The sequence below is a fragment of the Paenibacillus sp. LS1 genome, assembly GCF_026013365.1.
In the GTDB taxonomy this organism is placed as follows: domain Bacteria; phylum Bacillota; class Bacilli; order Paenibacillales; family Paenibacillaceae; genus Paenibacillus.
Genome location: NZ_JAPDOE010000003.1, coordinates 138,426 through 164,234 on the forward strand (window position 1 = coordinate 138,426; position 25,809 = coordinate 164,234).

The following is a 25,809-nucleotide window of genomic DNA, read 5'->3' on the forward strand; positions in this document are numbered from 1 at the left end:
AACTCTCATGACAACAGCTCAAACCGCACAACATTTACAATCTACAGTCACTTTGCATAACGGTGTTCATATGCCTTGGTTTGGACTTGGCGTATTTAAGGTAGAAGAAGGGTCTGAATTGATTGAAGCCGTGAAAAATGCGATTAAACATGGCTACCGCAGCATCGACACTGCCGCAATATACGGCAATGAAGCTGGCGTGGGACAAGCCATTGCCGAAGCTTTGAAAGAAAACAACCTGAAACGTGAAGAACTGTTCGTGACATCGAAAGTATGGAATGCAGACCTCGGATATGAGGAGACACTTGCCGCATTTGATACCACATTGAACAAACTGGGACTGGAATACCTCGATCTGTATCTAATTCACTGGCCTAAGGCAGGCAAATACACCGCAGCTTGGAAAGCGATCGAGGAGCTGTATGCAGCCGGCCGCATTAAGGCTATTGGCGTGAGCAACTTCCAGATTCATCATCTCGAAGACCTGATGCAGGATGCCAAAGTGAAGCCGATGATCAATCAGGTGGAATACCACCCTCGCCTGACTCAGCTTGAGCTTAAGGCCTTCTGTGAAAAGCACGGTATTCAGCTTGAAGCTTGGTCACCTCTAATGCAGGGTCAGTTACTGGACAATCCAGTGCTTACGAAGATTGCTTCAGCCAAAGGCAAATCGGTTGCACAAGTAATCCTGCGTTGGGATCTGCAAAATGGAGTCATTACCATTCCGAAGTCGACCAAAGAACCGCGGATTATCGAGAACTCTTCCATCTTCGACTTTGAACTTTCAAATGAAGAGATGGATCAGATCAACGCTCTGAACGAAAATGTACGCGTTGGACCTGATCCAGATAATTTCGATTTCTAATAGATAGCCTTTTTGGAGGCTGCTTTGTTTGTCATTGACATAGCATAGCGAAAACCACCGGTCCAGAAGCCGGTGGTTTTTTGTTATATTCTCTTCACTGTAGCCAAGACCCGTTAACACTGCAGGCTTCAATTTAAATTGTTGTAATTCATATTTTAACTATTGGACCTGCCACAATGAAGGAACATTGGATGGTTCCCACCCAGACAAGGATGTGTGGGATTGCAAGCATTTATACGTCTTGCCGCTATACGTCACCAGCTGTCCAACAGTATAGGCTGTATTGGCCTGCCAGGCGGAAACGCCCGGATTCGTCGTTCCTGCGGTTGTTTTCACGGTCACCGCATTGCTCGCAGCAGAACCATTCCCCGCCGCATCCTTTGCTTTTACCGTAAATGTATACGAGGTATCCGCTGCAAGTCCGCTGATCGTTGCGGTTGTTCCGGTCACGGATGTCGCCAGAGCTGTTCCATTGTACACGTCATAACCCGTTACACCCACGTTATCCGTGGATGCCGCCCAGCTCAGCGTTATGCTGGATGCCGTTTGCGCTGTCGATGCCAGGTTCGTCGGTGCAGTTGGCGCCTGCGTATCTCCACCCGGCTGAGCTGTCGTGCTTACAGTTACAGCATTACTGGCTGCAGACAGATTACCTGCCGCATCCTTTGCTTTAATCGTGAAGGTATAAGAAGTACCCGCGGACAGTCCGCTGATTGTTGCAGTCGTTCCGTTGACGGAGGTTGTAAGACTGGCACCATTGTACACGTTATAACCGGTAACACCCACATTATCTGTTGAAGCATTCCAAGCCAGCGTCACGGAGGTAGCTGTCACACCTGTCGAACGGGCATTACCGGGTACGCTTGGCGCCGTCGTATCTGCTGGAGGCACTGTACCTCCGGTAGGCAGATCGGCTTTCAGTTTATTTTGAAGTGTTTTGTTCCGGTCACCGCTAAGCTCCCAGAACATCGCGCCGCCGAGTCCCTTGCTCTTGATATAAGCGGTTTTATATCCAACAGACTCCGCATCATCATAGCTAATAAATCGCTTGTTGGTCGCATTATAGAGATATGGCACCTTGGCCGTGTCATTCCAGTAACGCGTGTACCCGTTTTTGTTAATGTAATTGGCCTCCAGATCGTAGAAATCAAAGGAGCCTGCTTCCCATGTTCCCACGGAAGAACCACCCGTGCATGTCTGATACTGGCCGCTATTTGCCTGTGCGCATCCATCCCAGCCACGTCCATAGAACGGCACACCAAGCACAAGTTTAGCGGCTGGTACGCCTGCATTCAGATGCCCTTGCGCTCCCGCAGCTACATTAAATGTATTGGCATCTGGCACACCAGCAGCTGAAGCGGCAGGATCGTAGTTCAACGGCGCGTTATGCGCGCTGACTTTTTGCCAAGCCCCGTTAAAATCGTAAGTCATAATGTTAATCCAATCGACGATGGCTGCTATATTGGCAAGCTCCGTATTGGCCGCATAGGTCGCAGATGCACCGCTTGCAATCGTAAGCAGATACTTCTTGCCGTCCACAGCTCCTGCTGCATCCAGCTTTTCACGGATTTTGCTCAGGAGAAGAGTATAGTTCTGCTTATCTTCAGGGCGTTTGCTGTTACCGTCGAGACCGCCTGATACCGGGTACTCCCAGTCCAGATCGACCCCGTCAAAATTGTATTTTCGCAGGAAGTCCACGGCAGAGTTCGCAAAGACCTCTCGCGTTGCAGCCGTCGCGGCTACATCGGAGAAGCGATTGGACCACGTCCATCCTCCCACGGAGATGATTGTCTTCAGATTAGGATTGATTTGTTTTAGCTTGTTCAGCTGATTGATGTTGCCTGCGATGGGCTGATCCCACGTATCCCCTGCAAATGTCTTACCTGTGTCGATCCAAGGATCGCCAAGCACGATCGTTCCGTTGGGTACATTAATCGTCTGGCTTTTTTCATTCTGACAGGTCCATGTCACAGGATTTGGCCCCGAAGGGTCCGGATTTCCATGAATGCCGTTCCAGCAAATATCTGCAAAAGCATAGTTGATATGCGTCACTTTGTTCGGATCGATATCGGTTACATTGTAATTTCTCCCGTACGCGGCCCAGGACGGGTAATAACCAACAATTTTATACGCATCTGCTGCTTCTGCCGTAGCAGGTTGGAGTGTAAATGAAGGGACAATAACCGATAAGAGCAGGGACAGACCCAGGAAAAACGTTGCGGTTTTCTTCAAAATAGTGTGTTTATTTACATTTGGCATTTAGTACACAACCTCCTTTGTTGTTTGCGTGCTAAAACCATTCAGGAATGAACGATGTGCATTTGAGAACTGGTTGTTTGTATATGCATCCCAGTTGATGGACCAGGTCATAATCCCCTTAAGGCCCACATAACCTGCAGGTTGGCGAAGGGTATAGGAACCGCCGTATGATACGCCTTTGATCAAATAATTCAATGCCTTTTGCAGCTCGGCTGGTGTCGTATAACCACCTCCGGCAGCCTGCTGGGAAGCCGGTACACCGATTGCAATCTGGTCCGGTCGCAAGGGACTGAAGAATGGCCCCGTGCTTCCGCCTACATGAAAGCCTTGAAGCAGCATTTCAGCCATGGCAACATGGAAATCAGCTGTCCCTTGGGCGTAGGAGCGCCCATCCAGCCCCACCATAGAGCCCGTGTTATAGTGCTGTACATGAAGCAGGCTCAGGTCATTACGCAAGGCATGGATGACTGGCAGGTATGCTCCCCAAGGGCCGCCATAGCTCAGATATCCGCCCTGTACATAGGCCGTCTCCGGTGCTGCCGTCAGAATGAAGTTAGTACCAAAATGAGATTTAACTGCTTTTACGCCATTGATGAGATTAACGATCTTCGGTGTCGTCGGGCTACGGAAATCGGTATCTCCTGCATTCAGAGACAGGGAGCTTCCTTCCAGATCGATATCAAGACCATTGAAACCATAGGTGGAAATAATCGATTTTAACGATTCTTCAAACTGTTGTCTCTTGGTCGCATCGATGAGCTCAATGGTGCCATTGGCTCCCCCCATGGAAAGCAGCACTTTTTTTCCTTGGCTTTGAAGGTAGGCAATATCGGATTTGAAATCGGCTACCGTCGCATTATACGGAGTAAAAGCAAGCGTTCCACTACCATGTGAAATCGGTTCGGCAAAGGAGACATTAATGACGTCATAGGCTGTTGATACGTTACGAAGTCTGATATTGGTAGAGCCATTGTCAAAGTTGTGCCAGTAGCCGATCAGCCATTTGCTGCCGGTTGGCCCGGGATTAGAAGATCCGTTGGAAGTCGTTACATTGAGGGAGGTGCTCGCAGCGGATGTATTGCCTGCGGCATCTTTTGCTTTTACCGTAAAAGCATAAGTCGTGCCAGCTGTCAGTCCCGTGACTACAGCCGTTGTTGCTGAGGTGCTTGTCACGAGAACACCGTTTCGATACACCTCATATCCCGCTACGCCCACGTTATCCGTGGATGCATTCCAGGAAAGACTCACGGAGGTGTCCGTGATGGAGGATGAAGTCAGACCCGCAGGAACAGAAGGTGGTGCCGTATCTGGCGTTGGCGTTTCCCCTCCCGAACCATCCCCGACGTATTTCCACAACGCGGGCACAACAGAGGGCTCCCATCCGGTAAACGCCGTGTGGGCCTGAATACACTCATAATCTTTATTTTGATATGTTACTAGATCTCCTTTCTTGTATGCGGTGCCTGCCTGCCACAGGGCAGCGGCATCAGCTCTTGGTGCAAACCACGAAATAATCAGAAGAAATGCCAAAGCGAATGTAATGACCGGGCGGAATTGAACAGCTTTATTCAAGCAAAATCCCTCCTGTACTAGGTTATTTTCACCTTGCAAACAATGCTTCACTGGTATACTTACATGTCATCCGCGATCGATTCGAGTCTTATTAAACCGTCTACGTTAAGTCCCTCTTCACTCCCTTCCCTTTCCAGAATGGACCTTCCCTCTCGTTCTCTTTTTTAATAAATACCATCCAAATTTTACAGGGAATTTACAGATCCTCACCCTGTATTTAATCAGTAAAATGCAAATCAGATAAGGGATAAATTATTTCTATAGGGGGCGAAAAATGTAAGATACCGCACAAAAAAGGCTCTCTACCAAGTCTTTAAGAGACTTGAAAGAGAGCCTTTCATCTTTGATTTTGCACAGTAGAAAACATGACTTCCCGCCGTTTAGCCCTTCTCCTCACCGAAAGGTTGCCACCCGTCTACACCGGACAGAATAAGAGGTATCGCGTATTCGGCCGCTTCCTGATCACTTAGTGTTTTTGCCCAGGGAACCCGTACCATCGCATTTCCGGCCCCAGGTCCGGCACTGTTATATTCGGCGTACTGAACGGTCTGCTCCGCATCTGCCTTGTTCCAATTATGCCAGCCCTCCTGTTTCACATGAGCACCGATCCAACAATTCAAGAAACAGACTTTGGCATGATTACGCCATGGCCTGCCGAGGTATACCGACTGGGGAGGTGCATTGCTGGTGAGATCACAATCGATAAATACATACCCATAACGTACATCCTCGGGTGTAGATGCTGCGGTAATCCAGCCGTTCACTTCGCCATTCGCAATCGCCGTATCGGACAAACGGTTCTTGGCAAAGATCTCACAACCCTTGAACACTGCCGTAGCCGAGCCAAAAATAAAATCGATGTCGCCCTCAATGTAGCAGTGCTCATAATATTGACGCAGCTTACGCCGCTCCGCCCCATCTCGCGGCCCGCCAAAGTAGCTGCGATCCAGCGGCTGCTCAGGCAGTGGTCCCGTAAAGATCGTATCCTGATGGCCGATAAAGCGACAACTGCGGAACGCTGCCCGATCTCCATCCACGTACACAGCCAAAGCCTGACCTACTACCTTGCCCGGCCCGGCTGAGTTAACGAAGGATATTTGCTCCGCTGTAAAATCGTCTGCTCCGATGAAAGCTGTGTAGGAATGAAAGGTATGATATTGCGACCCATCCGGGAACTTCTTGAGCGCATAATCATCATATGTAATGATCGTATGCTCCGCCCCCTCACCGATCAGATGAATCATAGGTTTCTCAATATCCAGCTTCTCGTAATATATGCCTGCCTTAATTCGGATCGTGAAGCTTTCGGTTCCGTGGTCCGGAGCGGCATCGATTGCTGCCTGTATGGTAGCATAATCACCCGTCCCATCCGGAGAAACGGTATAATATCGCGTCATTTTATCCAGATCTATATTCGGTGATACCTGCTTGCTCATGGCAATCGCTCCATTTCCAACGCAGCCAGCAATAGCGGAGCCATGCCCATAAAGGAATCGCTTACAATTGCTTCGCTCACATAGTAGCTGTAAGATCCGTCCCGGTCCAGACTCAGTCCTGCCCCATGGCAGATTCCATTCAGTTTCAATCCGTCAGTGGTTTCTTCCACCAATCTGGAAGTGAGTCCGTTCCAGCCTTTTTCTGCTGCCTCTCTGAAATGTGGCTCCAGATAGCGCAACCGCACACCCTTCGCGAGTGCATACACGAACATACTAGAGCCGGAAGCTTCCAGATAATTTCCTTTGCGGAAACCCTGATCGAGTACCTGGAACCATAACCCGCTCTCCTGCTCCTGCACGCGTACCAAAGCGTGGCACATCCGTTCGAAGATACCAATGATGGTTCCGCGCTTTGGATGATTCACGGGGAAATGCTCCACGCTGTCTACAATTGCCATGGCATACCAGCCCATCGCACGACTCCAGAAATGTGCGGAGCATCCGGTCAACGCATCGGCCCAGACCTGTTCTTTGGATTCATCCCAGCCATGATAAAGCAGTCCGGTCCGCGGATCACGGGTCTGGCGTTCGATCAGCAAGATCTGATGAGCTACCTCATCCCATAATTCCGGACGATTGAACTGCTTCGCATACTGAGCCAGAAAAGGGGATGACATATACAATCCGTCCAGCCACATCTGGAAAGGATAGATCTTTTTGTGCCAAAAGCCGCCTTCGGATGTTCTGGGCTGTCCTGCAAGTTGCGCCGCCAGTAGATGTGCGGCTTCCGCGTAACGCTGGTCTTCGGTAGTATCCATCAATCCAAACAGGTTTTTGCCCTGATTGATCTGATCCAGGTTGTATTCTTCAAGTGAATACGTCGCAATGGAACCATCTTGCTGCACATACATATCCATATGTCTCTTCATAAAAGCGATATACTCGTCCTTACCGTACTGTTTCCCCGTTTGCGCCATTGCCATTAGTGTCATACCCTGAACATAAGCCCATCGTTCAGAAGGAAACGCATGATACCCGTCCCCATCACATTGCTGGATAATCGTCTCTGCTATTCGCTCAGACCAGGATAATTGCGTCTGTACTTGCATAACGGACACCTCCTTGAATGTTGTACCATCCTTAACGTGCACATGTGCGTCTAATCATTCTTGTTTTTCGTTACTGACACTTTGCCGTTGAATTGCGATGATTCAGCTTCGGCTGAATGACTACCGGATAGTCCACCTGTTCATCACGGATCAAAGATACAATCAGCTCTGCGGCCTGCGCAGCCAGTTCATCCAGCGGTGGTCCGATCGTTGTCAGTGCGACCTCAGCGTATTGCATATCTGGCAGATCATCGTAACCGATTAATGAGATGTCCCCGGGGACGCTGTAACCTGCTTCAAGCAAAGCCCGCAGCGCTCCCCGGGTCACCAAGTTGTTCAATCCGATAAAAGCCGTGGGCGACTCCGGGCCAAATGTATGATGACGTATGGCAAAATATCCATCCTCCCAAGAGGAGTGTGCTGGCAGTACATGGTCTTCGTTGAACATCAGGCCTGTGCGCTGCATAGCCTCCCTGTATCCTTCCAGTTTGATATTTTGCGAGTTGCCAATAAAACCGATTCGGGTATGACCCAGTGATTGCAGGTGCTCAACTGCTTTGAATATGCCCTCTTTGCGATCAATCTTAATGTATGGAGAGTTCGGCGTCTCATCTGTACCCAGCACGAAACATGGCATGTTGAGCGTGGCAAACTTTTTCCAAAATACATCCCGATTGTCCAAGGCATAGTCCCACAGGATACAACCGTCCACGCGAAGCTGGCTGAAGACATCCACCCCGTCATCGGCGACGACCAGAATCATCTGGTATCCCCGTTTCTTCAGTTCTGCGTGCAGACTGCCGGATATGTTCGAGAACAACGGATTACTCAGCTCATCCAGCACAAAACCGATGATATTGCTTCTGCCTGTGGAGAGCTGACGAGCCAACATGTTTTTCCGATACTGGTGTTTCTCCGCAACGGCGAGCACCTTCTGTTTCGTCGCCGGTTTGATCCGCGGATCATCGTTAAGGGCCTTGGATACCGTGCTATAGCTCACCCCCGCCAATTTGGCAATGTCTTTAATGGTTATCAAAATCAATCAACACCCTTCATACCATGGGAAACTTATTGCTGTGCAGCTTTATATCGATCATACTGCGCCTGTCTGCCTGCAATAACCTGCTCAATATTCATCTTTTTCAATGTTTCAATATAACCGTCGAACTGATCCAGACTGGCATCTCCACTAATAAACTTGAAGTTCATCTCTTCCACATAGGTCGTGATGTCAGGCATCGCCATACTCTCTACACTCGCCTCATCCGGAAGCGCGTAGACAAACGGGAATGGTTCACGGATGTAAGGCTCCAGTTCCTTGTCGAGCTTGGCATGCCATTCGGCTACGACAGAATCAGCAGAGTCGGTGGATTGAATATTAGGCAGATTAACCGGTCCGATGCCGAGCTTCTGAATGTATTCATTGTCTTTGCCTTTGTCCGTGAAGGTCTTCACGCCGTTCTCTTCCGTATACGTATCATCCTTGATACCCCATGTATAATACGTCTGTGCTTCCTCACTTACGGCATAGTCCAGGAAACGGAAAGCAAGCTCCGGATTTTTGCTGTCACGTGTAATGCCAAAGATACCACTTACCGGTGTACGTCCTACATAGAACTGATCGCCATGCGGTCCTTTTAGTGGCAAGATGCCTTTGAAGATGGGCTCTGCCGGATCATAATCCTTGAAGAGCGGGCTGTAGACCATCGACATGTACCAGCTAAAATTAAACGTCGCTCCCGTCACATCCTGAGAGATGCGCGAGGTCACCTGATCACTTGTCGTACTGGCATAATCCACACCAAGCAGGCCTTCTTTGTACAGTCCGTTTAAATAGGTGAGATATTCCTTATAGGCAGGCTCATAATAGCTGAAATGTACCTTGCCCTGATCGTCTGCATAGAATTGATTGGACAGATCAAGTCCAAACGCCGGGCCAAAGGCCATCGACACAAATTTCGATTCCATGGACAGCGGAATTTCATCAGCCTGCCCGTTGCCATTCGGGTCATCCGTCTTGAATTTGCGCAGCATCGCCGTGAACTCATCCAGTGTAGTCGGTTCGTTCAATCCCAGCTGCTTCAGCCAGCGCTGATTGATCATAAACACTGGCATATAGTTTCGGGTGAGCGTCTGCTGCGGGATATAATACATTTTACCATCTGGCGTCGTTAAACTGGCTTTAACCGAAGGGGACTTTTCATATATTTTTTTGAGATTCACACCGTACTTATCCACCAGTTCGTTAATCGGTATAAATAGACCACTATTGATGTATTTCATGAGCTGATCCTGATCCGGCAGATACACGATATCTGGCAATCCCGAACCCGCAGCCAGCCTCGGATTCACAGCATCCGCGTAGTTCTGCGGCGGAATGAGATCCCAATCGACCTCAACACCAGCATTGCTCTCGATTTTCTTCACAATGGCAGCGGTAGATAGATCCACATTGGTCGTCCATGCGTTGGTTCCGAGAACAGACAACTTGGCATTCGGCTGATCGGTTACAGGACCTGCACCAGTGTAATTAAATGCTGGTTCCGAGCTAGTTGGGGTACTTCCCGCATCAGTCCCCGCCCCTGTTCCACCGCTACAACCCGCAAGGCTTATTGCCAGTATCGCTGCCATTACACTTTTTCTTCCTGCCCCTTTAAATCTCATCCATCATTCCTCCTTAGGTATGAACAATCCTGAACAACCTTGGTCAATCCTGATGCTCGGGTAAAAAAGGCTATCCTTTCACGGCTCCGAGGGTGATTCCCTTAACGAAGTACCGTTGGATAAACGGGTAGATCGTAACAATCGGCAGAATGCTGACCACAATGGATACATAACGAACCTGAAGGGAGGAGACCGCCAGTGCACCCGAAGTCATCGTGCCTCCCATCTTCTGCATCACTTCCGGCGAAGCCATGATCAGTACTCTTCGCAGGAACATCTGTAGGGGCTGCATATCCTGTTTGCCCAGATATAGTAGGGCCGAGAAGAAATTGTTCCAGTGGAATACCGCATAGTACAGGGTAAGTACAGCCAGTGTTGGCTTAATGATCGGAATCGCCAGACGGTACAGCATCGTCAGCTCGTTGGCCCCGTCTATACTGGCACTCTCGAAGATCTCATTGGGAATGCCTTCAAAAGCCGAACGGCAGATCATGACGTTAAACGTAATGACCAGCACAGGCAGCACCATCACCCAGCGGGTATTGTATAGCCCCAGTGAGGTAATGAGCATATAGACCGGAATGAGTCCCCCCGAGAAATACATCGTGAAGGCGATAAAAAAATTCAGTTTTCTACGCAGAAAAAATTGCTGTCTTGATAACGGAAAGGCGGCGAGGCATGTTGCCACGATGTTCAACAGTGTGCCAACCACGGTGTACCAGACGGTGTTGTAGAAAGATACCCACAACTCCTTGTATTGCAGGACCATTTGATAACCTGACAGGGTGAACCCGACAGGCCACAGCACGACTTTTTGTTTGTCGATGGCATCCACTGAGCTGAATGAAATACTGATCACGTACAGGAAGGGATACAACGTAATCACGACCGCCAGTATGGTCAGCAGGTAGACACATCCGTAGAACAACCGATCACTACTCGATTTTTGCATACAGGTTCTCCTTTGGGTTCGATTATGGTGTTACCAGAGTGACATCTTGGTCAGGCGTCGGGTCATGGAATTGGCTGCAAAGACAAGCACAAATGTGATAATGGAGTTGAACAAACCCACTGCTGTGGCGAAGCCGTAGTTCTGTCCCTCAATCCCCATCCGGTAGACGTAGGTCGACAATACATCGGCAGTTTCGTAAGTAGCTCCGTTGTAGAGCAAATATACTTTCTCAAAGCCTACGCTCATAATGCCGCCAAGCGACAGGAGCAGGAGGATGACGATCGTTGGTTTGATGCTGGGAAGGGTCAGGTGCCAGAGCTCCTGAAACTTGTTGACCCCGTCAATTTTGCCGGAATCGTACATTTCGGGATCAATGCCCATAATGGCTGCAATGTAGATGATGGAGCTGAAGCCGAAGCTCTGCCAGATGTCGGAACTGGTGAAGATGGTCCGAAACCAGCCAGCCTCCATCATGAAGTTCACTTTGTCCATGCCGAGCTTGGCGATCAGCGTGTTCACAATGCCGTCTGTTGGTGACAGGAAATTGATAATCATGCCGGCTACAACGACGGTGGAAATGAAGTGGGGAAGATACGTAACGGTCTGGGCAAATCGCTTGAATGTCCGGTTCTTGATCTCCACGATGCAGACAGCGAATAAAATCGGAATGGAGAAACCGAACAAGAGCGGTAGAAATGCGAGCAAAAATGTGTTGCGTAGCAGTCGCCAGAAGTAAATGGAATTCACGAACTGCTCAAACCATCGAAGACCCACCCATTCCCCGCTGAACATGCCCTGCCCCGGCAGAAAATTGCGAAATGCTAACAGCACACCAGGCATCGGGAGGTACATGAAAATGAGGTAATACAGAAAGATAGGCGAAAACATCAGCAACAGATACTTATCCCGTCTGATCAGGCTGAACAGCGTGGACATGCGTTTCTTCACCTTGAGCCACTCCCCTTCGCTTTATAATTACAACGTTTGAATTTTTAGACGAGCATATCCTACATAATTGGTATATGGATTATAATTGTCCTTATATCAATTCTATTAACATTGATAAAATGCTATTTTCCTATCATTCTCGCTAGAACTGATGCACTTCTTCCGATGGTTAAAGTATAATTACAACGTTGTAATTTTAACCTAAATGTATACGCTTACATAAACTTTTTCCCATCTTAGCAAAGTCTACTTCGTTTGGCAACAACAAAAATCAGTGTCATGCTGTAACGTTCTGAATACAGTCCCGCATACGCGAGACTGCCCATTGAAATCTACACCTGATTCCGATATTCCATCGGTGTCATCACATACACTCGCTGAAAGGCTCTGTAAAACTGACTGACGCTGGAAAATCCCAGCTCATAACTGATTGTGGTTACTGAATCAGTCGTAAGGCGGAGCCTCCTGGACGCTTCTTCTACGCGCAAATTCAGCAGATATTGATACGGTGTTGATCCCGTAAGAGCCTTGAAAGAGCGCATAAAATGGTATCGACTCTGATGCGCAACCATCGCCATCGAATCAATATCCATGGGGCCTGTGTAGGCACTGTGAATGTACTCCAGCACTCTGCGGAGATGAGGATCAATGAATGTACCGGTATCTACAGTTCCTATTCCTTTTTCCTGCCCCGTCAACATCCGTCTTAGATACGTCTCGATCGCCAATTCTGTTTCTTGTACTCGCAGCAAGTCGGGCACGTCATCTAACAAAATGGAATTCCAGCTTCGAAATAGACTGCTAATCTCAGCAGGATCGAAAGTCTGGGTAGGCCGAAACTCAGCTCGTCCCCCACTGAACTCCGCGCCTTCGTAGCTGCCTAATGGCGGTTTACGGAACTTGATCACAATGACCGCCGAATCCGAACCTATTTCAAAATAATGCTCCATCTGAGGATGGGCAATAATCCCCATGCCTGCTTTCAAAGGGTATGCGTGCTGTTCCTGTACCAGATGACATTGTCCTCTGACCGGCAGCGTTAGCTGATACCAGTCATCATGTACATGTGGCTCATTCGCGAATCCTCCGGTAGCTTTCCATAATTCCAACCCATTTAGCGTCATGTTTAATTCCATCGTTTGCTCACCTGCTGACATTATAGCAAATCGTGCTCACTTTCCAAGCACTTTTCACAAAGACATGATCTGCCCCCATCTTTTATCATAGAAAAAAATAATTCGAGGTGATCTCCCATGACTCAGGCCACTTTAAGCAAAATGCAAATCAACTCCTCCGCCAATTGGGCACTCGCCGGAGTCAGCTTCGCCCATCTGCTGAATGATGCGATGCAGACAGTTGTTCCGTCTGCATTCCCGCTATTCCAGCAGACCATGCAACTCAGTTTCGCCCAGATGGGCTGGATTGCCTTCACCCTGAATATTACCGCATCCGTCCTTCAGCCACTGGTCGGTTATATGTCAGATCGCAGGCCAATGCCGATCCTGCTTCCCGGTGGTATGTTATTCTCCCTGATCGGTGTTCTCGGTTTAGCCTTGTCATCCGAGTTATGGATGCTGCTTGTTTCGGCAGCATTGATTGGCATAGGCTCATCCATCCTCCACCCCGAATCCTCACGTGTGGCCCATATGGCAGCCGGACGTGGACGCGGAATGGCGCAGTCAATCTTCCAGGTGGGAGGCAACACAGGGCAGGCCATTGCTCCATTGCTGGTCGCCTTCATCCTGCTGCCACATGGGCAGCGTAGTTTTCTATGGCTGATGGGCTTTGCCCTGATCGGCATCTTTATTCAGTCTTTTGTCAGTCGTTGGTACAGAGACAAGCTTGCCGAGAATCGCATTCGTCAGCAGCAGCCTCTAAAATCAAGCGGCGCAGAACCAGTGACACAGCCTGTGAGCAGGGGATTCATCGCTTTTACAATGGGAATTCTCATCCTGCTGTTATTCTCCAAATTCGTATATATTGCTGGCATGACCGGGTATTACGCTTTCTATTACGCCGATGCATATCAACTGCCTCTCTCTCAGGCACAGATCTGTCTATTTGTTCTGCAATTTGCAGGCATGGTCGGAACTTTGCTCGGTGGTCCGCTCGCTGACCGCTATGGACGTAAACCAATGATCTGGTTCTCCATTGCAGGCACTGCACCATTTTCACTGTTGCTACCTTATGCAGGACCCACCCTGTCCATGGTGTTGTGCGGAATGATTGGACTAATCCTGATGTCCGGCTTCAGCGTCATCATTGTCTATGCACAGGAATTGCTTCCTCGTCATATTGGAACGGTATCCGGATTGTTTTTTGGCCTGTCGTTTGGCATGGCTGGACTGGGCTCGGTTGTGTTAGGTTCCTTAATTGACGTGACCAACATTGCGTTTGTTATCAAGTTATGTTCGTTTTTGCCACTGCTTGGTGTATGTGCTGTATTTCTGCGCAAGGACCAACCAAGAACAGCGTGATGACCGTTGAAACCTCTTTCGTTTTGTGGCTACAATACACCTAGGACAATTGAGGATAACAGAAGGAAGGAATAACGCATGATTATTGATGTACAGCATGTCACGTGGAAAAGGGGACCTCTTACCCTGCTGAACGATGTCAACTGGCAGGTTAACGACGGCGAACACTGGGCGTTGCTTGGCCTGAATGGCTCCGGCAAAACAACACTCCTGAACATGATCACCGGGTATCTGTGGCCGACCGAAGGCAAAATTTCCGTGCTAGGCCATGAATATGGCGATGTGGATCTGAGAGAGCTTCGCAAATCCATTGGCTGGGTCAGTTCATCTCTGCAAGAGAAATTGTACGGCACAGATCGCACACAGTATGTGGTGATCAGCGGTAAACATGCCACCATTGGCTTATATGACAAGCTATCGGATGCTGATCTGGATCAGGCACAGGAATTGATGCAAACGCTGGGCTGTCAGCACCTGTGGGACCGGGAATATCGCACCTGTTCTCAAGGCGAGAAACAGAAGCTTCTCATTGCCCGAGCACTCATGGCCAATCCGCGCGTACTCATTCTGGACGAGCCTTGTAATGGACTGGATCTGTTCTCAAGAGAGCGGCTGCTGGACAGCATCCGTGAATTATCACAGCGTCCAGATACTCCATCACTCATCTATGTCACTCATCATACCGAGGAAATATTGCCTGTGTTTAGTCACAGCCTCCTGCTTCGCCGAGGTGAAATAGTCAATAGTGGATTAACTAGCGAGCTGATGAACACCGAAGCGCTGAGTAACTTCTTCGAGGCACCCGTGGAAGTTGATCGGCACGGAGAACGTGTCTATGTTAGAGCTGCGGTGGATTCATAATCGCGGGGTTATGCACAGCAAACGTAAAATAGGTGCAGAAACATAACAGTAAAAGCCCAATATCTTATCCACATGTGGATAGATTTTGGGCTTTTTACTGCTATATCTAGTGTTATCCACCGTTTTCTGTGTAGAACTTTCTACTTTTTGAGTATAACTTAGCATTATCTATCTATATTCTTTTCAACGATCTATTTCCGGGCAGCCAAGAACAGAAACAATGGAATACGCTGCCTGCGCAGATAGGTTTCCTCGTTTACAAAATGAGCACGTTGTGGTGCTGACTCACGTAAATGTTCAACACGGAACCCCGCCCGTTGCAATGCCATATAGTATGATTCAATGGAACGATGCATCTTTTTCACAGAACCGCCAAGCCACTGCTGCTCACGGAATCCTTCCACAAAATACTGATCAACCACCCAATTCGTTCGAGTCCCAGAGGGTTGCAGCGTGGACGTGATCACAGGGTGTTCTACCGAGAATACAAATGTCCCGTTTTCTTTCAACGTATCGTATATGTTGCGGAACAGGCTCTCCACATCTTCAATATAGTGAACAGCCAGTCTAGATATCACCAGATCATACACTCCGGTCGGGTAGGTCCACTCTTCCATGAACGCTTGCTCAATCCGGGCATTCAATCCTTTTACTGATTGGTTAGCTGCCTGAATCATATTCACAGAACCCTCAATCCCCGTATACGTCGCACCTTCGTGCTCCCCACTCAGCAATTCTGCGGCGAACCTTGCATCTCCACAACCGAGATCCAGTATATTCTTGCCAGCAACGTCACCAATCAACTCCAGCATCACCGGCTTCTCCAATGTATCATTGGCGTTCTCCTGCCACTTGCGACGTTCCATATACTTCTCGAAATTCGCTTCATTATCGTAAAAGTCCGATCCTCTGCCCTTCATTGCATAACCCCCATTTCTGTTAAGCATGCTCCTACTTACAGCCTGTAAGAGTATACAGAATATGGATGTGCCTGGCTATAACAAAAAGGCTGTTGCTTGAAATTATCCAGCAAACAGCCTCTCTGCCTTACTCTTATACGCTTATCGTTGCTTAGCCAAAACGTTGCGTCTTGTACCACTTGCTCTCGCGTTTCCGAATCTTGTCCATCAACAGCGAGTAGAATGCCTTGATCGAGATCAGAATGAACAGCTGTGCATACGTGAAGTAGGACACGCAGGCGTAGATAAAATTACGGGTATTGCTCTGTCCAATATCTGCGGCAAGTGCCAGATTGATCTGTAACACGTAAATAAAGTACATGAGTGCCCAACCAATGACCAGGAACACATAAGCATCGCCAGCAAACTGGAACGGTGAACTTACCTCCGGTTTAAATATAGCAATGACTCGATAAACCAGATTCACGAGGAATATAATGTCCGATACAATGATCGCGAGCATGAACCAGAAATAACTGACGGCATAATAGATGACCAGCAACTTATTACGCCAACTGGAGCGGTTAAACAGATTATGGATGTTATCCAGTACGACCTGGTAGTTCCCCTTGGCCCAGCGTTCACGCTGTTTCATGTATACACTCAGCTGTTCCGGCTCCTGCTGATAGGCTTCTGCTTGCGGCGCAAGCGCCACAAACTGTCCTCGATTCAAAATCTCGAACGACAACGCGGTATCTTCTGTAATGGCTTTAACATCCCAGCCACCAATTTCGCGGATCAGCTCGGTTTTGATAATGTAATTGGTTCCTGGAATAGAACCAAGCTGGAACAATTCCCACAGACCTGTGTGATACACCCGTTGGGAAGTAATGATTTCCAGATTGATGCATTTGGAGAGAAAATTCTGACCTCTGTTGCGTGCTTTGTTTCTACCAAAAACAACGCCATATTGTTCAGGGTTTTCAAGCGATTTTTGCGCCAAAAACATTAGTGAATTCCGCTCAGGTGCGGCATCTGCATCGAAGATACAGATCCAATCGCCCGTTGCTAGCTCCAGTCCGTCATTTAATGCTCCAGACTTGCCGCCTGTTCCCTTCCGCTCCATTACTGTCACATTACGATGCACATAACTGGTCTGACTAAGGAATGATCTCAGTTTCACTGCTGTATCATCTGTGCAGTTATCCGCGATAACGATGACCTGAACCTTATCCTCCGGATAATTCAGTCGCAGGATGTGCTCTACCGTCGCTACAATGACCAGACCCTCGTTGTGTGCAGGAACCATGACAGTGACTGTCGGATAATGATCCATATTGTCAGGGATCTGAATCCCTTTTTTGTCCTGTTTATTAATAAAACGAATCGCACCCGCCATAATAACTATCGACTCAAATACGGCAATCCAGATGCTGAAGATCGATAATATTAAAATAAAATCAGCCACTTACCTTCCTCCGATCATACTTGCGAATAACTTTCGATCGAAAACGAAGGGTTGCAATCGTTAACCAAATCGTAAATACCGCGAATAAACAACTGACGGCGATACAGATCGGGATGAACCAGGACATATAGTCCACAGCGTCTCTCTCCTTCCCGTTATATATATTCACCGATGAGATCAGTCTCTGTGTTTCGTTCAAGGGCAGCAATAACTGCGTCTATGTCCTCATACTTGCTGAATTGCTCTTTCTGGAATACCAGAGCACCGGATCTGATCACCGTCTGCAGCTCATTTCCCTTTTTATCAATCATGTGAAGATCCATTATCGCTTTTTTGATCCGCTCTGTAAGAACGGGAAGATATTCCACATTCGCCATCGGACATAGGATGACAAAACGCCCACGATCCACGAAAAATTTATAATCCTCATATCGAATCTGCTTCTGAATCGTATTCGAAATTTCAAGCAGGAACTGTGCATACCGGACAGAGCCAAGAGATTCCATCACCAGTGGCAAAAATTCAATCTTGAACATGGCAATGCTGAATCCATACTTTTCGGAGTACCGACGAGCAAGGTTACTGTGTTTAATTAACGTATCTGCCAGAGCATCTTTATTACCAAGTGTGGTATCCAGATCGATTTCGGGGTTAAGATCCTGCATATCCTGAAGACGTTCCACTACACGTGCACTGCGCAGCAGGCTTGCCTTGATGAACGCGGCCACAGCAACGTTGGCCGGGATGAGTAACCACCAGGAGAACACGAGCACATTCGCATCAGCGTATGTAACAAGCCACACAAAATAGGAGACCAGGTATACAAAGCCCGCCACGACGGATACGCCAACAGGCAGCAAAAGACCAAATACCAATACACCCAGCGACACGATACTAAAAATCACATCCCCTGTAGTGTAGCTCTGATCCATGTACACTTTAAGATAAATTAATAGTTGCTGCATTACGGCTAGTCCAATTAAAAGGGCATATCCCCATACCATACGGCGGGTAGGTACTTTATTTCTCATAGTTCCTTCTCTCCGTTGAATTTTTAGAACGCTTGTTCAAACTCACTTCTCATAATTTACAACAATTTACGACATGATTAGACAAAACTATGCTAACACATCGAACAGTTCATAAAATGACAAAATCATCACTTTTTAATATTTTTCTGTAAATTAATTTCTCCCAATAAAGGAAATAGATTATCAAACAGATGTGTGTTGCCGTCAAATACATACCCACCTGGATAACGAGAGTCCTGACCTCGCAACGTACTCATATGGTTATACAGCTGTTTTGCCCATTTTGGATCACCTGAACGAACAGCGAGCAAGATGGCGAGGCCATATACCGATGAAGATTCATAAGATACCGCAGGTGTGCGCGATTCTCGCTTATACTGTCCGGGTAGCTGGTACCGAAAGTTGAATTCTTTTTTCAAAAAAGCAATAAGCTTGTCCGGTTTGCGGTCGGTCACCGTTAGATGATTTGCCAAGATCAACTGGTCGATCAGATTTACCGTATCATCATACGTATATTCTTTACGAACCACATTGAAGGTCTTCGGGTAGAACAGGCCATCATCAGGCATCTTCTTCAGCAACGCTTCGTACCTCGCATAGGTTCCCGGTTCCACCATTTGATGTTTTTCCATCGCTTGCAGTGCAGGCAGATCAACATAGACCAGGCTTAGTGTGTCCGTTGAATGTCCACCTGCAAAATCGTAGAAATCCACCAAATATCCTTGCTGCTGAGTCGACTGTGTTAAAGCGCGAGAAATGGCTGCTGCCGTAGCCAACTTTGCCTCTCTCCCTTGCTCCCACTGATCTGCTGCCTCCAATAAGGCACCTATAATACGAAGATCATCGCCAAGTGCATTGGTCGTCACATGGGATTCACCCTTGGCATCCAGCTTCCAGGCGATATACGGGTCTGGGGGCGTGAGAAAATAAGTCGTCAGTTGCTCGTAGCTCTGCTCAAACATAGCCTGATCATCACTCGCTACGGCATACTGCATCCACAGACCGAGTGACTCCGACAGTGCCTCTCTACCCGCAACGATATCTGCTTCCTCCGAAGCTGCATCCTGTAAGTAGGTAGCCAGTGTCCCGTTAGGGTTGGTCATATTCTTTTCGATAAAAGAAACCGTTGGGGATACTTCGCTCATCAGGAAACGCTCCCTTAACAACATCACGCTGGCTGCGGTAATAATGATCAGCATTAGGACCAGCCACGTTCGTTTTTTTCGAAATATGATCTTCACGCCATTCCTCCTGCACGTATACGACTGTGAACCCCTAACTCCTCTGCTCAAGGACTGAGACATATCTAAAGTTCGCATTTATTCGAGGTTATCCATATAGGGCCGTCGTCCACCCTTTTTGACAAATTTCCAGTCCACTTCAATGTTATGGCGCATCCGTCTGAGAAGATGAATAGCGGTCTCGATCTCTTCCTCCGTCAGACCATCCAGCGTCACCTGATCTGAATGCACGCCTTCTTTACGAATAAATTCCCATGCTTCAAGCCCAGCTTCGGTGGGATACAACACTTTATTCTTCTTATTACCCATTGCTGGCTGTTTGATAATGAACCCATCCGATTCGAGTTTGCTAATGGCTCTGGCCGCAGTCGTGCGATCTACTTTGATCAGTTCAGCGAGCTGATTCGGAATAATGCCCGGATTCTCACAGATTCGATACAGATATAGATATTGTCCACGGGACAGGTTCAAATGCTGAAACTCAACATTACTGATTGAATCCAAACAGCGGGCAATCATGCCAATCTCACGCAACACTTCTTTTTTCTCAGTCAACACATTCACGCCCCTATTAAATTGTTGCATTCGCAACATAATTGATGGTATAACTACAGATGAATTGGTTTTAATTTTAAACATATAGCTCAAACCGTATACATGGAACGAAAATCGTTCCACCTTCCTGTTATGTACCAGTTTATCACGTCAGGATAACATTACGATCACCCAAAGGAGAAACATTCATGAATACAACCATTGTTGAAGTTAATAACCAGGAATTGCTTGATGCCTGCTTCGCAATTCGCACAGCTATTTTCGTTGAGGAACAAGGCGTACCCGCTGCGGATGAATTTGATGCGTATGATACATTAGACGCTGAAGCACGCCACATTTTACTCTACGTGGACGGTGTACCTGCCGCTTCCTCCAGGCTGCGTGTGGTGGAACAGGTCGCCAAATTGGAACGAATCTGTGTCATGCTCGATTACCGCAAACACGGCCTGGGCCGTGTGCTGATCGACAAGCTGGAGCAGATGGCTCTCGCTCAGGGACTTGAGAAGGCCAAGCTACACGCACAGGTACAAGCTTCCGGCTTCTACGAACGCCTCGGATATGAACCCGCGTCGGAAGTATTTATGGAAGACGGCATTCCCCATCTGCTGATGATCAAAAAGCTAAAATAATGACACCCCAAAAACGCCTCTGTCATCACTTCTCAGTGATATACAGAGGCGTTTTGTATTCAGCAACGCATTTGTGATCCAACAACGGTAAATGGCATGTACAGAGTACAGGCACTGATTATAGCAACCACGCATCCTACTTATCTGCCAGCCCCGCGTTGTGTCTTATCCCAGTGCCAGACGGTCTGGCTCGGATTCGACAGCGTTGTTCTTCATTTGTTTACTGCGCAACTGTCCGCAGGCGGCGTCGATATCGGTACCATGCTCCATACGTACAGTGGAGTTGATGTTGTTCTTTTTGAGCGTATCATAGAAGCCCAGAATCGATTCTTCTGTACTCCGTTGATACTGACTATGTTCATCCACCGGGTTGTATGGGATCAGATTCACACTGACCATACTTCTGCGACTGGACAACAGTTCAGCCAGCTCCGCGGCATGCTCACGCTGATCGTTAACATCACGTAGCAGGATGTATTCAAACATGATGCGTTTGTTCGTCGTAGCCAGATAATAATCCACGGCATCCATCAATTGCTCAATCGGGAAAGCCCGGTTGATCTTCATGATGTGTGTACGCAGTTCATTATTAGGTGCATGCAGAGAGATCGCCAGATTAACCTGCAAACTGCTGTCTGCAAATTCCTTGATCTTGTCCGGAAGGCCACTTGTGGATACGGTAATCCGTTTCGCTGCAAGTGCCAGTCCTTTGCGATCCTTAATGACTTCAATAAAATTACTCATGTGCTGGAAGTTATCAAACGGTTCACCAATACCCATCACAACCACGTTCGTTACCCGCTCTTCTTGACCTGCTGCATCCAGATGGCGCTGTACGTGCATAATCTGTTCCACAATCTCTCCAGCGGTCAGGTCACGGCTCTTCTTGATCAGACCGCTCGCACAGAAGCTACAACCAATATTACAGCCGACTTGTGTGGTCACACATACGGTAAGTCCGTATTTTTGCCGCATCAATACTGTTTCAATCAGGTTGCCGTCCTGCATCCGAAGCAGAAATTTCACGGTACCATCTGCCGATTCCTGCTTCACATGTTCGCTCAGCGAGTTCATGGTGAAATGCTCGGAGAGAACGTCCAGACATTCCTGACGGACATCGGACATCGCAGGAAAATCGTGTACACGCTCTTGATATAACCATTCCCAGATCCGGGATGCACGGGATTTCTTCTGCCCATGCTCCGGCAGCCAGGAACGTAATTGCTCTAATGTTAATCCATATATGGATGATTTGTTCATTGTATAATCCTCTTTTCGCAAAAAAGCATATGGCTTATCGGTCCTACCCAAAAAACCTCTACTCCGTATTGTCCCAAAATTGGCGAGGGAAAACAAGGGCTTTTGCATTTCTTCCAAGAGGTTTTATCCATGGTAAATCTGCACAACAGACAACATTTATGCCTATTTGGTCTTCACTTCTAGAAGTGAATGATACCGGATGTGTGCAGTAGAACCAGCAGAACCAGGATTGGTGCCACGTAACGCAGCATGAACAACCACACCCGGAACCATCCGGAACGCAGGCCGGAAGCTTCCGCAGCCGTTTTCCAGAAGTATCCAGCAAAAATCGTCACAAGCAGTCCACCGACAGGCAGCAAGATGTTGGACGCCATAAAGTCCATCCAGTCGAATACACTCTTCGACCCAATCGTCCATTCAGGCAGCAACCCGAGCGATAATACGGAAGGAAGTCCCACGATGAACACCGCGAGTGAAATCACCCATACCGAACGATTGCGGCTCCATGACAAACGTTCCATGAAATATTTCACCGGTACTTCCAGCAAGGATACTGCCGACGTCAATGCCGCGATAGCCAGCAGGATAAAGAACAATCCCGCAAACAGGAATCCAAGCGGCATGGCCGAGAAAGCAGCCGGAAGTGCGATGAAAATCAATGATGGCCCCTGGTCAGGTGCAATACCGAACGAGAAGGTCGTTGGGAAGATAATCAGACCCGCAATGAGCGCATAGATCAGGTCACCCGCACCGACGGCAACAGTTGCCGCACCGAGGGATTGATTTTTATCCACATACGAACCGTAGGTTACAAGAATACCCATCCCGAGTGACAGGGAGAAGAAGGCATGTCCGAGCGCTACCAATGCGGATTCGGTTGTCAGCTGCGAGAAGTCTGGGTTCAGGAAAAAGGATACACCCGCTCCCGCACCTGGCAAGGTAACTGCACGAATCATCAGGATAATGAGCAGTACCAACATCGCTGGAATCAGTACCTTGTTGAACTTCTCGATTCCGTTAGATACGCCTTTGGCAACAATCCAGCCTGTGATCAGAACCGAAACCAGCTGCCACACGATTGGCATATAGCCACCTACGAAGGAATTGAACTGTCCGGCATAGTCCGGATTGTTAAACAATGTTCCACTGAAGGAAGTCACTGCATATTGCAATGTCCAACCCGCAATAATGACATAAAAGGACAGGATGATAAACGGCGTCAATACTTGCAGCAATCCGGCTGCGAGCCAACCTTTATGTCCACCAGCTTTGATAAAAGCTGTAGCTGCACTGCCTCTGCCACTGCGACCAATCGCAAGTTCAGCGAGAAGAACTGGCAGACCAATCAGCAGTAAACACACAATGAAGAGCAGGAAAAACGCCGCTCCTCCGTTCTCACCCGTAATGTACGGGAATTTCCACATGTTGCCCAGACCAACGGAACTACCAATGGCGGCAAGAATGAAGCCTGCTTGGGAGAACCGTTCCCCTTTGCCAGCGTTGTCTTGATCCAGATTAGGCTTACTAAAATTCATCGTATCTACTCCATCACTTTAAAGTTTTCCCGTAATTATATACTACTCCACGTGTCAGGTCATTCGAAAATCGAAATTTGTCGAAATGTTATTTATTTACATAAATATACACACGAAAAACTTCACCCCATAAGTTTCCCTAGAAACAGTATGTGATAAAGTCCAGATGTCCAACCGTATGAAGTTAAAATGAAGTAAACCATCCGTAAATTCAAGCTCAATACAATAAAAAAGAGGTGTCCCCTTAGCCACTTTCATGACTACGGAGCACCCCGTCTTTTATTAAACTTTGATTTGAAGCAACTCATATTTGATAACGCCCATCGGAGCATTGACATGAATGACGCTGCCCACTTCTTTGCCCATCAATTCCTTGCCTAGCGGGCTCTCGTACGAAATTTTATTATCCGCAACATCGGCCTCGGCAGGGCCAACCACTTTATATTCAATCTTCTCGGCGAACTCAATGTCATTAAGCAACACCGTCGATCCAATGCTCACTTTGTTGGAGTCTATATTATCTGAAGAGATGACTCTTGCTTTTGTCAGCATCTTCTCCAAGATCAAAATTCGAGTCTCCATAAAGGCCTGATCATCTTTGGCTGAATGATACTCACTATTTTCCTTCAGGTCACCGTAACTGATCGCGAGTTTCAGACGCTCAGCCAGTTCCTTACGCTTCACCGTCTTTAATTCCCTCAGTTCGTCCTCCAGCTTTTCCAAGCCTTCCTGTGTCAAAATCACTTCATCATTAGCCATTTTTCCATCTCCTAATCCTGCTATCTATCTATATTCTAACCTATATCCACTCCAAAGGGTTAGCATACCCCAGAAAAAGAAATAGCTCATCCATATATTGTATTTCAATGACATCAAAAGAATGTTTATCTCTTGAGATGATTTTCAAGGCTACGCTCCATAATTGTACCGTTACAATCTGCTCAACTGATGATGTCGTTTTCGCCCGTTCACTTTTACAATGAACTCAGGGCAGCAGAAGTTTATATCCATTACCTGCGGCCCACTATATGACGTGAGGTGATCTGGATGAGTGAGCTATTAAATACAGCTGAAATACAGGCCTATCTAAAACGGATCGGCATTGTTGCTATAAAGAAACCCACACTGGAATTCTTATTTGAACTCCAGCGAGCACATGTGCAATATCTATCGTGGCAAACGGTCGATATTTTTGCAGGTCGTCCTGCGGGAATCGGTCTTCAAGAGTCGATCCAACTTATATTACAGGGCCGTAGCGGCTACTGCTTTCATCTAAATGGTGCATTTAGTGTTCTTCTCCGCTCGCTGGGTTATACGGTTGATTGGCATCGTGGCGGGGTACAGCCCCATGGAGAACAACCACGAGTGAACTCGTTCCACCTCGGTCTATCTGTCCTTTTACCGGATGCTGACCCGACAGTTGAGCGCTGGATTGTAGATGTAGGCTTGGGCGGAATGCCCTTCGAACCTCTGCCACTTCGTTATGGAACCTATGGTTCAGCACCATTCACGTATCAATTGATGCCTTCATCTGTTGCTGCTGGGGGATGGCGGCTTGAATACGAGCCAAATGGGCCAAGTAAGGGTGTGGACTATGCTCCTGAAGCAGTCACTAGCCTGGAAGAATTCATTCCCAAACATGAATTCTACAGTAGAGCTGCCGAATCACCTTGGCATAACGTATTTTTGCTTCGTCAGCGGGATGAGAAACGCAGTAATGGACTACGTGGATGTATCCTTCAGACGCATGATATCGAAGGAATCCAGAAAACTCAGATCCAGACGTATGCCGAGTGGCGAGACGTGTTAACTGGAATATTCCATGAACCGTTGGTGAATTACAGTGAACTGGAATGCCAAGACATGTGGGATCGAATACAGGCTGCTCATACAGAATGGAAACGAGCACAAGAAGCATGATGATGAAGAGGCATAACCTAGAACCCTAACATTAAAAGCGAGACAACTGGCTTGCTTATCAGGGGCATCCGTATAGTGATGATTTGGGAGGAAGTTGAGGGGTGCGTTCCATATAAAGGAAAGTTATT

General features: G+C 47.8%; 23 protein-coding genes. 5 read left to right on the top strand and 18 right to left on the bottom strand.

Annotated features, from left to right (window positions below; translation table 11 throughout):
• Positions 1–7: 7 nt before the first annotated feature.
• On the top strand, positions 8–865 hold the full coding sequence (locus OM416_RS16010) for an aldo/keto reductase (RefSeq protein WP_264930992.1): 858 nt from the start codon (positions 8–10) through the stop codon (positions 863–865).
• 159 nt (positions 866–1,024) lie between these two features.
• Here OM416_RS16010 and OM416_RS16015 read toward each other — a convergent pair whose 3' ends face one another.
• From OM416_RS16015 to OM416_RS16055, 9 genes are all read right to left on the bottom strand, one after another.
• Positions 1,025–3,124 carry a glycosyl hydrolase family 18 protein gene (locus OM416_RS16015; protein ID WP_264930993.1) on the bottom strand — a complete coding sequence of 700 codons (2,100 nt, stop codon included), beginning with the start codon at positions 3,122–3,124 and terminating at the stop codon, positions 1,025–1,027.
• Positions 3,125–4,696 (bottom strand): chitinase, encoded by a 1,572-nt coding sequence (locus tag OM416_RS16020; RefSeq protein ID WP_413775797.1) that lies wholly within the window; start codon positions 4,694–4,696, stop codon positions 3,125–3,127.
• Between the two features lie 380 nt (positions 4,697–5,076).
• Complete coding sequence (locus tag OM416_RS16025) at positions 5,077–6,132, bottom strand: pectinesterase family protein (protein WP_264930994.1); 1,056 nt, start codon at positions 6,130–6,132, stop codon at positions 5,077–5,079.
• A complete protein-coding gene (locus tag OM416_RS16030; protein ID WP_264930995.1) occupies positions 6,129–7,241 on the bottom strand; it encodes a glycoside hydrolase family 105 protein in 1,113 nt (370 codons plus the stop codon). The genes OM416_RS16025 and OM416_RS16030 overlap by 4 nt, the downstream gene beginning before the upstream one ends.
• Before the next feature lie 70 nt (positions 7,242–7,311).
• Positions 7,312–8,277 (bottom strand): LacI family DNA-binding transcriptional regulator, encoded by a 966-nt coding sequence (locus tag OM416_RS16035; protein WP_264930996.1) that lies wholly within the window; start codon positions 8,275–8,277, stop codon positions 7,312–7,314.
• A gap of 32 nt (positions 8,278–8,309) precedes the next feature.
• Positions 8,310–9,905 (bottom strand): extracellular solute-binding protein, encoded by a 1,596-nt coding sequence (locus tag OM416_RS16040; RefSeq protein ID WP_264930997.1) that lies wholly within the window; start codon positions 9,903–9,905, stop codon positions 8,310–8,312.
• A 70-nt stretch (positions 9,906–9,975) separates the two neighbouring features.
• Complete coding sequence (locus tag OM416_RS16045; protein ID WP_264930998.1) at positions 9,976–10,857, bottom strand: carbohydrate ABC transporter permease; 882 nt, start codon at positions 10,855–10,857, stop codon at positions 9,976–9,978.
• 30 nt (positions 10,858–10,887) lie between these two features.
• Positions 10,888–11,793 (bottom strand): ABC transporter permease, encoded by a 906-nt coding sequence (locus OM416_RS16050; protein ID WP_076332232.1) that lies wholly within the window; start codon positions 11,791–11,793, stop codon positions 10,888–10,890.
• A gap of 344 nt (positions 11,794–12,137) precedes the next feature.
• On the bottom strand, positions 12,138–12,941 hold the full coding sequence (locus OM416_RS16055; RefSeq protein ID WP_264930999.1) for an AraC family transcriptional regulator: 804 nt from the start codon (positions 12,939–12,941) through the stop codon (positions 12,138–12,140).
• A gap of 117 nt (positions 12,942–13,058) precedes the next feature.
• Between OM416_RS16055 and OM416_RS16060 the strand changes: the two genes are divergently transcribed.
• Together OM416_RS16060 and OM416_RS16065 are read left to right on the top strand one after the other, a co-directional pair.
• Positions 13,059–14,282 (top strand): MFS transporter, encoded by a 1,224-nt coding sequence (locus OM416_RS16060; protein WP_264931001.1) that lies wholly within the window; start codon positions 13,059–13,061, stop codon positions 14,280–14,282.
• 78 nt (positions 14,283–14,360) lie between these two features.
• Positions 14,361–15,143 carry an ABC transporter ATP-binding protein gene (locus tag OM416_RS16065; RefSeq protein ID WP_264931003.1) on the top strand — a complete coding sequence of 261 codons (783 nt, stop codon included), beginning with the start codon at positions 14,361–14,363 and terminating at the stop codon, positions 15,141–15,143.
• A 191-nt stretch (positions 15,144–15,334) separates the two neighbouring features.
• On the opposite strand, the gene OM416_RS16070 is transcribed toward OM416_RS16065, so the two are convergent.
• From OM416_RS16070 to OM416_RS16095, 6 genes are all read right to left on the bottom strand, one after another.
• The gene (locus OM416_RS16070) at positions 15,335–16,063 is read right to left on the bottom strand and encodes a class I SAM-dependent methyltransferase (protein ID WP_264931004.1); all 729 of its coding nucleotides are present in this window, start codon (positions 16,061–16,063) and stop codon (positions 15,335–15,337) included.
• A gap of 151 nt (positions 16,064–16,214) precedes the next feature.
• Positions 16,215–17,510, bottom strand: coding sequence for a glycosyltransferase family 2 protein (locus tag OM416_RS16075; protein WP_264931005.1), 1,296 nt, complete (start codon positions 17,508–17,510; stop codon positions 16,215–16,217).
• The gene (locus OM416_RS16080) at positions 17,503–17,646 is read right to left on the bottom strand and encodes a hypothetical protein (RefSeq protein WP_175623731.1); all 144 of its coding nucleotides are present in this window, start codon (positions 17,644–17,646) and stop codon (positions 17,503–17,505) included. The genes OM416_RS16075 and OM416_RS16080 overlap by 8 nt, the downstream gene beginning before the upstream one ends.
• Positions 17,647–17,665: 19 nt before the next feature.
• Positions 17,666–18,541 (bottom strand): diguanylate cyclase domain-containing protein, encoded by an 876-nt coding sequence (locus OM416_RS16085; protein WP_264931008.1) that lies wholly within the window; start codon positions 18,539–18,541, stop codon positions 17,666–17,668.
• A gap of 128 nt (positions 18,542–18,669) precedes the next feature.
• Positions 18,670–19,782, bottom strand: a complete 1,113-nt coding sequence (locus OM416_RS16090) for a glycosyl hydrolase family 8 (RefSeq protein ID WP_264931011.1) — start codon at positions 19,780–19,782, stop codon at positions 18,670–18,672.
• Positions 19,783–19,860: 78 nt separating this feature from the next.
• Positions 19,861–20,301, bottom strand: coding sequence for a MarR family winged helix-turn-helix transcriptional regulator (locus tag OM416_RS16095; protein ID WP_248278100.1), 441 nt, complete (start codon positions 20,299–20,301; stop codon positions 19,861–19,863).
• 224 nt (positions 20,302–20,525) lie between these two features.
• Here OM416_RS16095 and OM416_RS16100 point away from each other — a divergent pair, with 224 nt between their 5' ends.
• On the top strand, positions 20,526–20,966 hold the full coding sequence (locus OM416_RS16100) for a GNAT family N-acetyltransferase (RefSeq protein WP_264931014.1): 441 nt from the start codon (positions 20,526–20,528) through the stop codon (positions 20,964–20,966).
• 165 nt (positions 20,967–21,131) lie between these two features.
• Here the strand turns inward: OM416_RS16100 and rlmN are convergent, their stop codons facing one another.
• The 3 genes from rlmN to greA all read right to left on the bottom strand — a co-directional run bounded on the left by rlmN (position 21,132) and on the right by greA (position 24,520).
• Entirely contained in the window at positions 21,132–22,226 is a 1,095-nt protein-coding gene (rlmN, locus tag OM416_RS16105) for a 23S rRNA (adenine(2503)-C(2))-methyltransferase RlmN (protein WP_145150462.1), read from the bottom strand.
• 179 nt (positions 22,227–22,405) lie between these two features.
• Positions 22,406–23,761 (bottom strand): sodium-dependent transporter, encoded by a 1,356-nt coding sequence (locus OM416_RS16110; protein ID WP_264931019.1) that lies wholly within the window; start codon positions 23,759–23,761, stop codon positions 22,406–22,408.
• 282 nt (positions 23,762–24,043) lie between these two features.
• The gene (gene greA / locus OM416_RS16115; protein ID WP_264931022.1) at positions 24,044–24,520 is read right to left on the bottom strand and encodes a transcription elongation factor GreA; all 477 of its coding nucleotides are present in this window, start codon (positions 24,518–24,520) and stop codon (positions 24,044–24,046) included.
• Positions 24,521–24,808: 288 nt separating this feature from the next.
• Between greA and OM416_RS16120 the strand changes: the two genes are divergently transcribed.
• Positions 24,809–25,681, top strand: a complete 873-nt coding sequence (locus OM416_RS16120; protein ID WP_264931024.1) for an arylamine N-acetyltransferase family protein — start codon at positions 24,809–24,811, stop codon at positions 25,679–25,681.
• Positions 25,682–25,809 lie beyond the last annotated feature (128 nt).

Coding starts and splice junctions, on each gene's coding strand:
- OM416_RS16060 (WP_264931001.1), top strand. CDS start 13,059: ATGACTCAGGCCACTTTAAGCAAAATGCAAATCAACTCCTCCGCCAAT.
- OM416_RS16100 (WP_264931014.1), top strand. CDS start 20,526: ATGAATACAACCATTGTTGAAGTTAATAACCAGGAATTGCTTGATGCC.
- OM416_RS16045 (WP_264930998.1), bottom strand. CDS start 10,857: ATGCAAAAATCGAGTAGTGATCGGTTGTTCTACGGATGTGTCTACCTG.
- OM416_RS16030 (WP_264930995.1), bottom strand. CDS start 7,241: ATGCAAGTACAGACGCAATTATCCTGGTCTGAGCGAATAGCAGAGACG.
- rlmN (WP_145150462.1), bottom strand. CDS start 22,226: ATGAACAAATCATCCATATATGGATTAACATTAGAGCAATTACGTTCC.
- greA (WP_264931022.1), bottom strand. CDS start 24,520: ATGGCTAATGATGAAGTGATTTTGACACAGGAAGGCTTGGAAAAGCTG.
- OM416_RS16025 (WP_264930994.1), bottom strand. CDS start 6,132: ATGAGCAAGCAGGTATCACCGAATATAGATCTGGATAAAATGACGCGA.
- OM416_RS16010 (WP_264930992.1), top strand. CDS start 8: ATGACAACAGCTCAAACCGCACAACATTTACAATCTACAGTCACTTTG.
- OM416_RS16055 (WP_264930999.1), bottom strand. CDS start 12,941: ATGGAATTAAACATGACGCTAAATGGGTTGGAATTATGGAAAGCTACC.
- OM416_RS16065 (WP_264931003.1), top strand. CDS start 14,361: ATGATTATTGATGTACAGCATGTCACGTGGAAAAGGGGACCTCTTACC.
- OM416_RS16085 (WP_264931008.1), bottom strand. CDS start 18,541: ATGAGAAATAAAGTACCTACCCGCCGTATGGTATGGGGATATGCCCTT.
- OM416_RS16015 (WP_264930993.1), bottom strand. CDS start 3,124: ATGCCAAATGTAAATAAACACACTATTTTGAAGAAAACCGCAACGTTT.
- OM416_RS16095 (WP_248278100.1), bottom strand. CDS start 20,301: ATGATTGCCCGCTGTTTGGATTCAATCAGTAATGTTGAGTTTCAGCAT.
- OM416_RS16050 (WP_076332232.1), bottom strand. CDS start 11,793: ATGTCCACGCTGTTCAGCCTGATCAGACGGGATAAGTATCTGTTGCTG.
- OM416_RS16110 (WP_264931019.1), bottom strand. CDS start 23,761: ATGAATTTTAGTAAGCCTAATCTGGATCAAGACAACGCTGGCAAAGGG.
- OM416_RS16120 (WP_264931024.1), top strand. CDS start 24,809: ATGAGTGAGCTATTAAATACAGCTGAAATACAGGCCTATCTAAAACGG.
- OM416_RS16040 (WP_264930997.1), bottom strand. CDS start 9,905: ATGAGATTTAAAGGGGCAGGAAGAAAAAGTGTAATGGCAGCGATACTG.
- OM416_RS16070 (WP_264931004.1), bottom strand. CDS start 16,063: ATGAAGGGCAGAGGATCGGACTTTTACGATAATGAAGCGAATTTCGAG.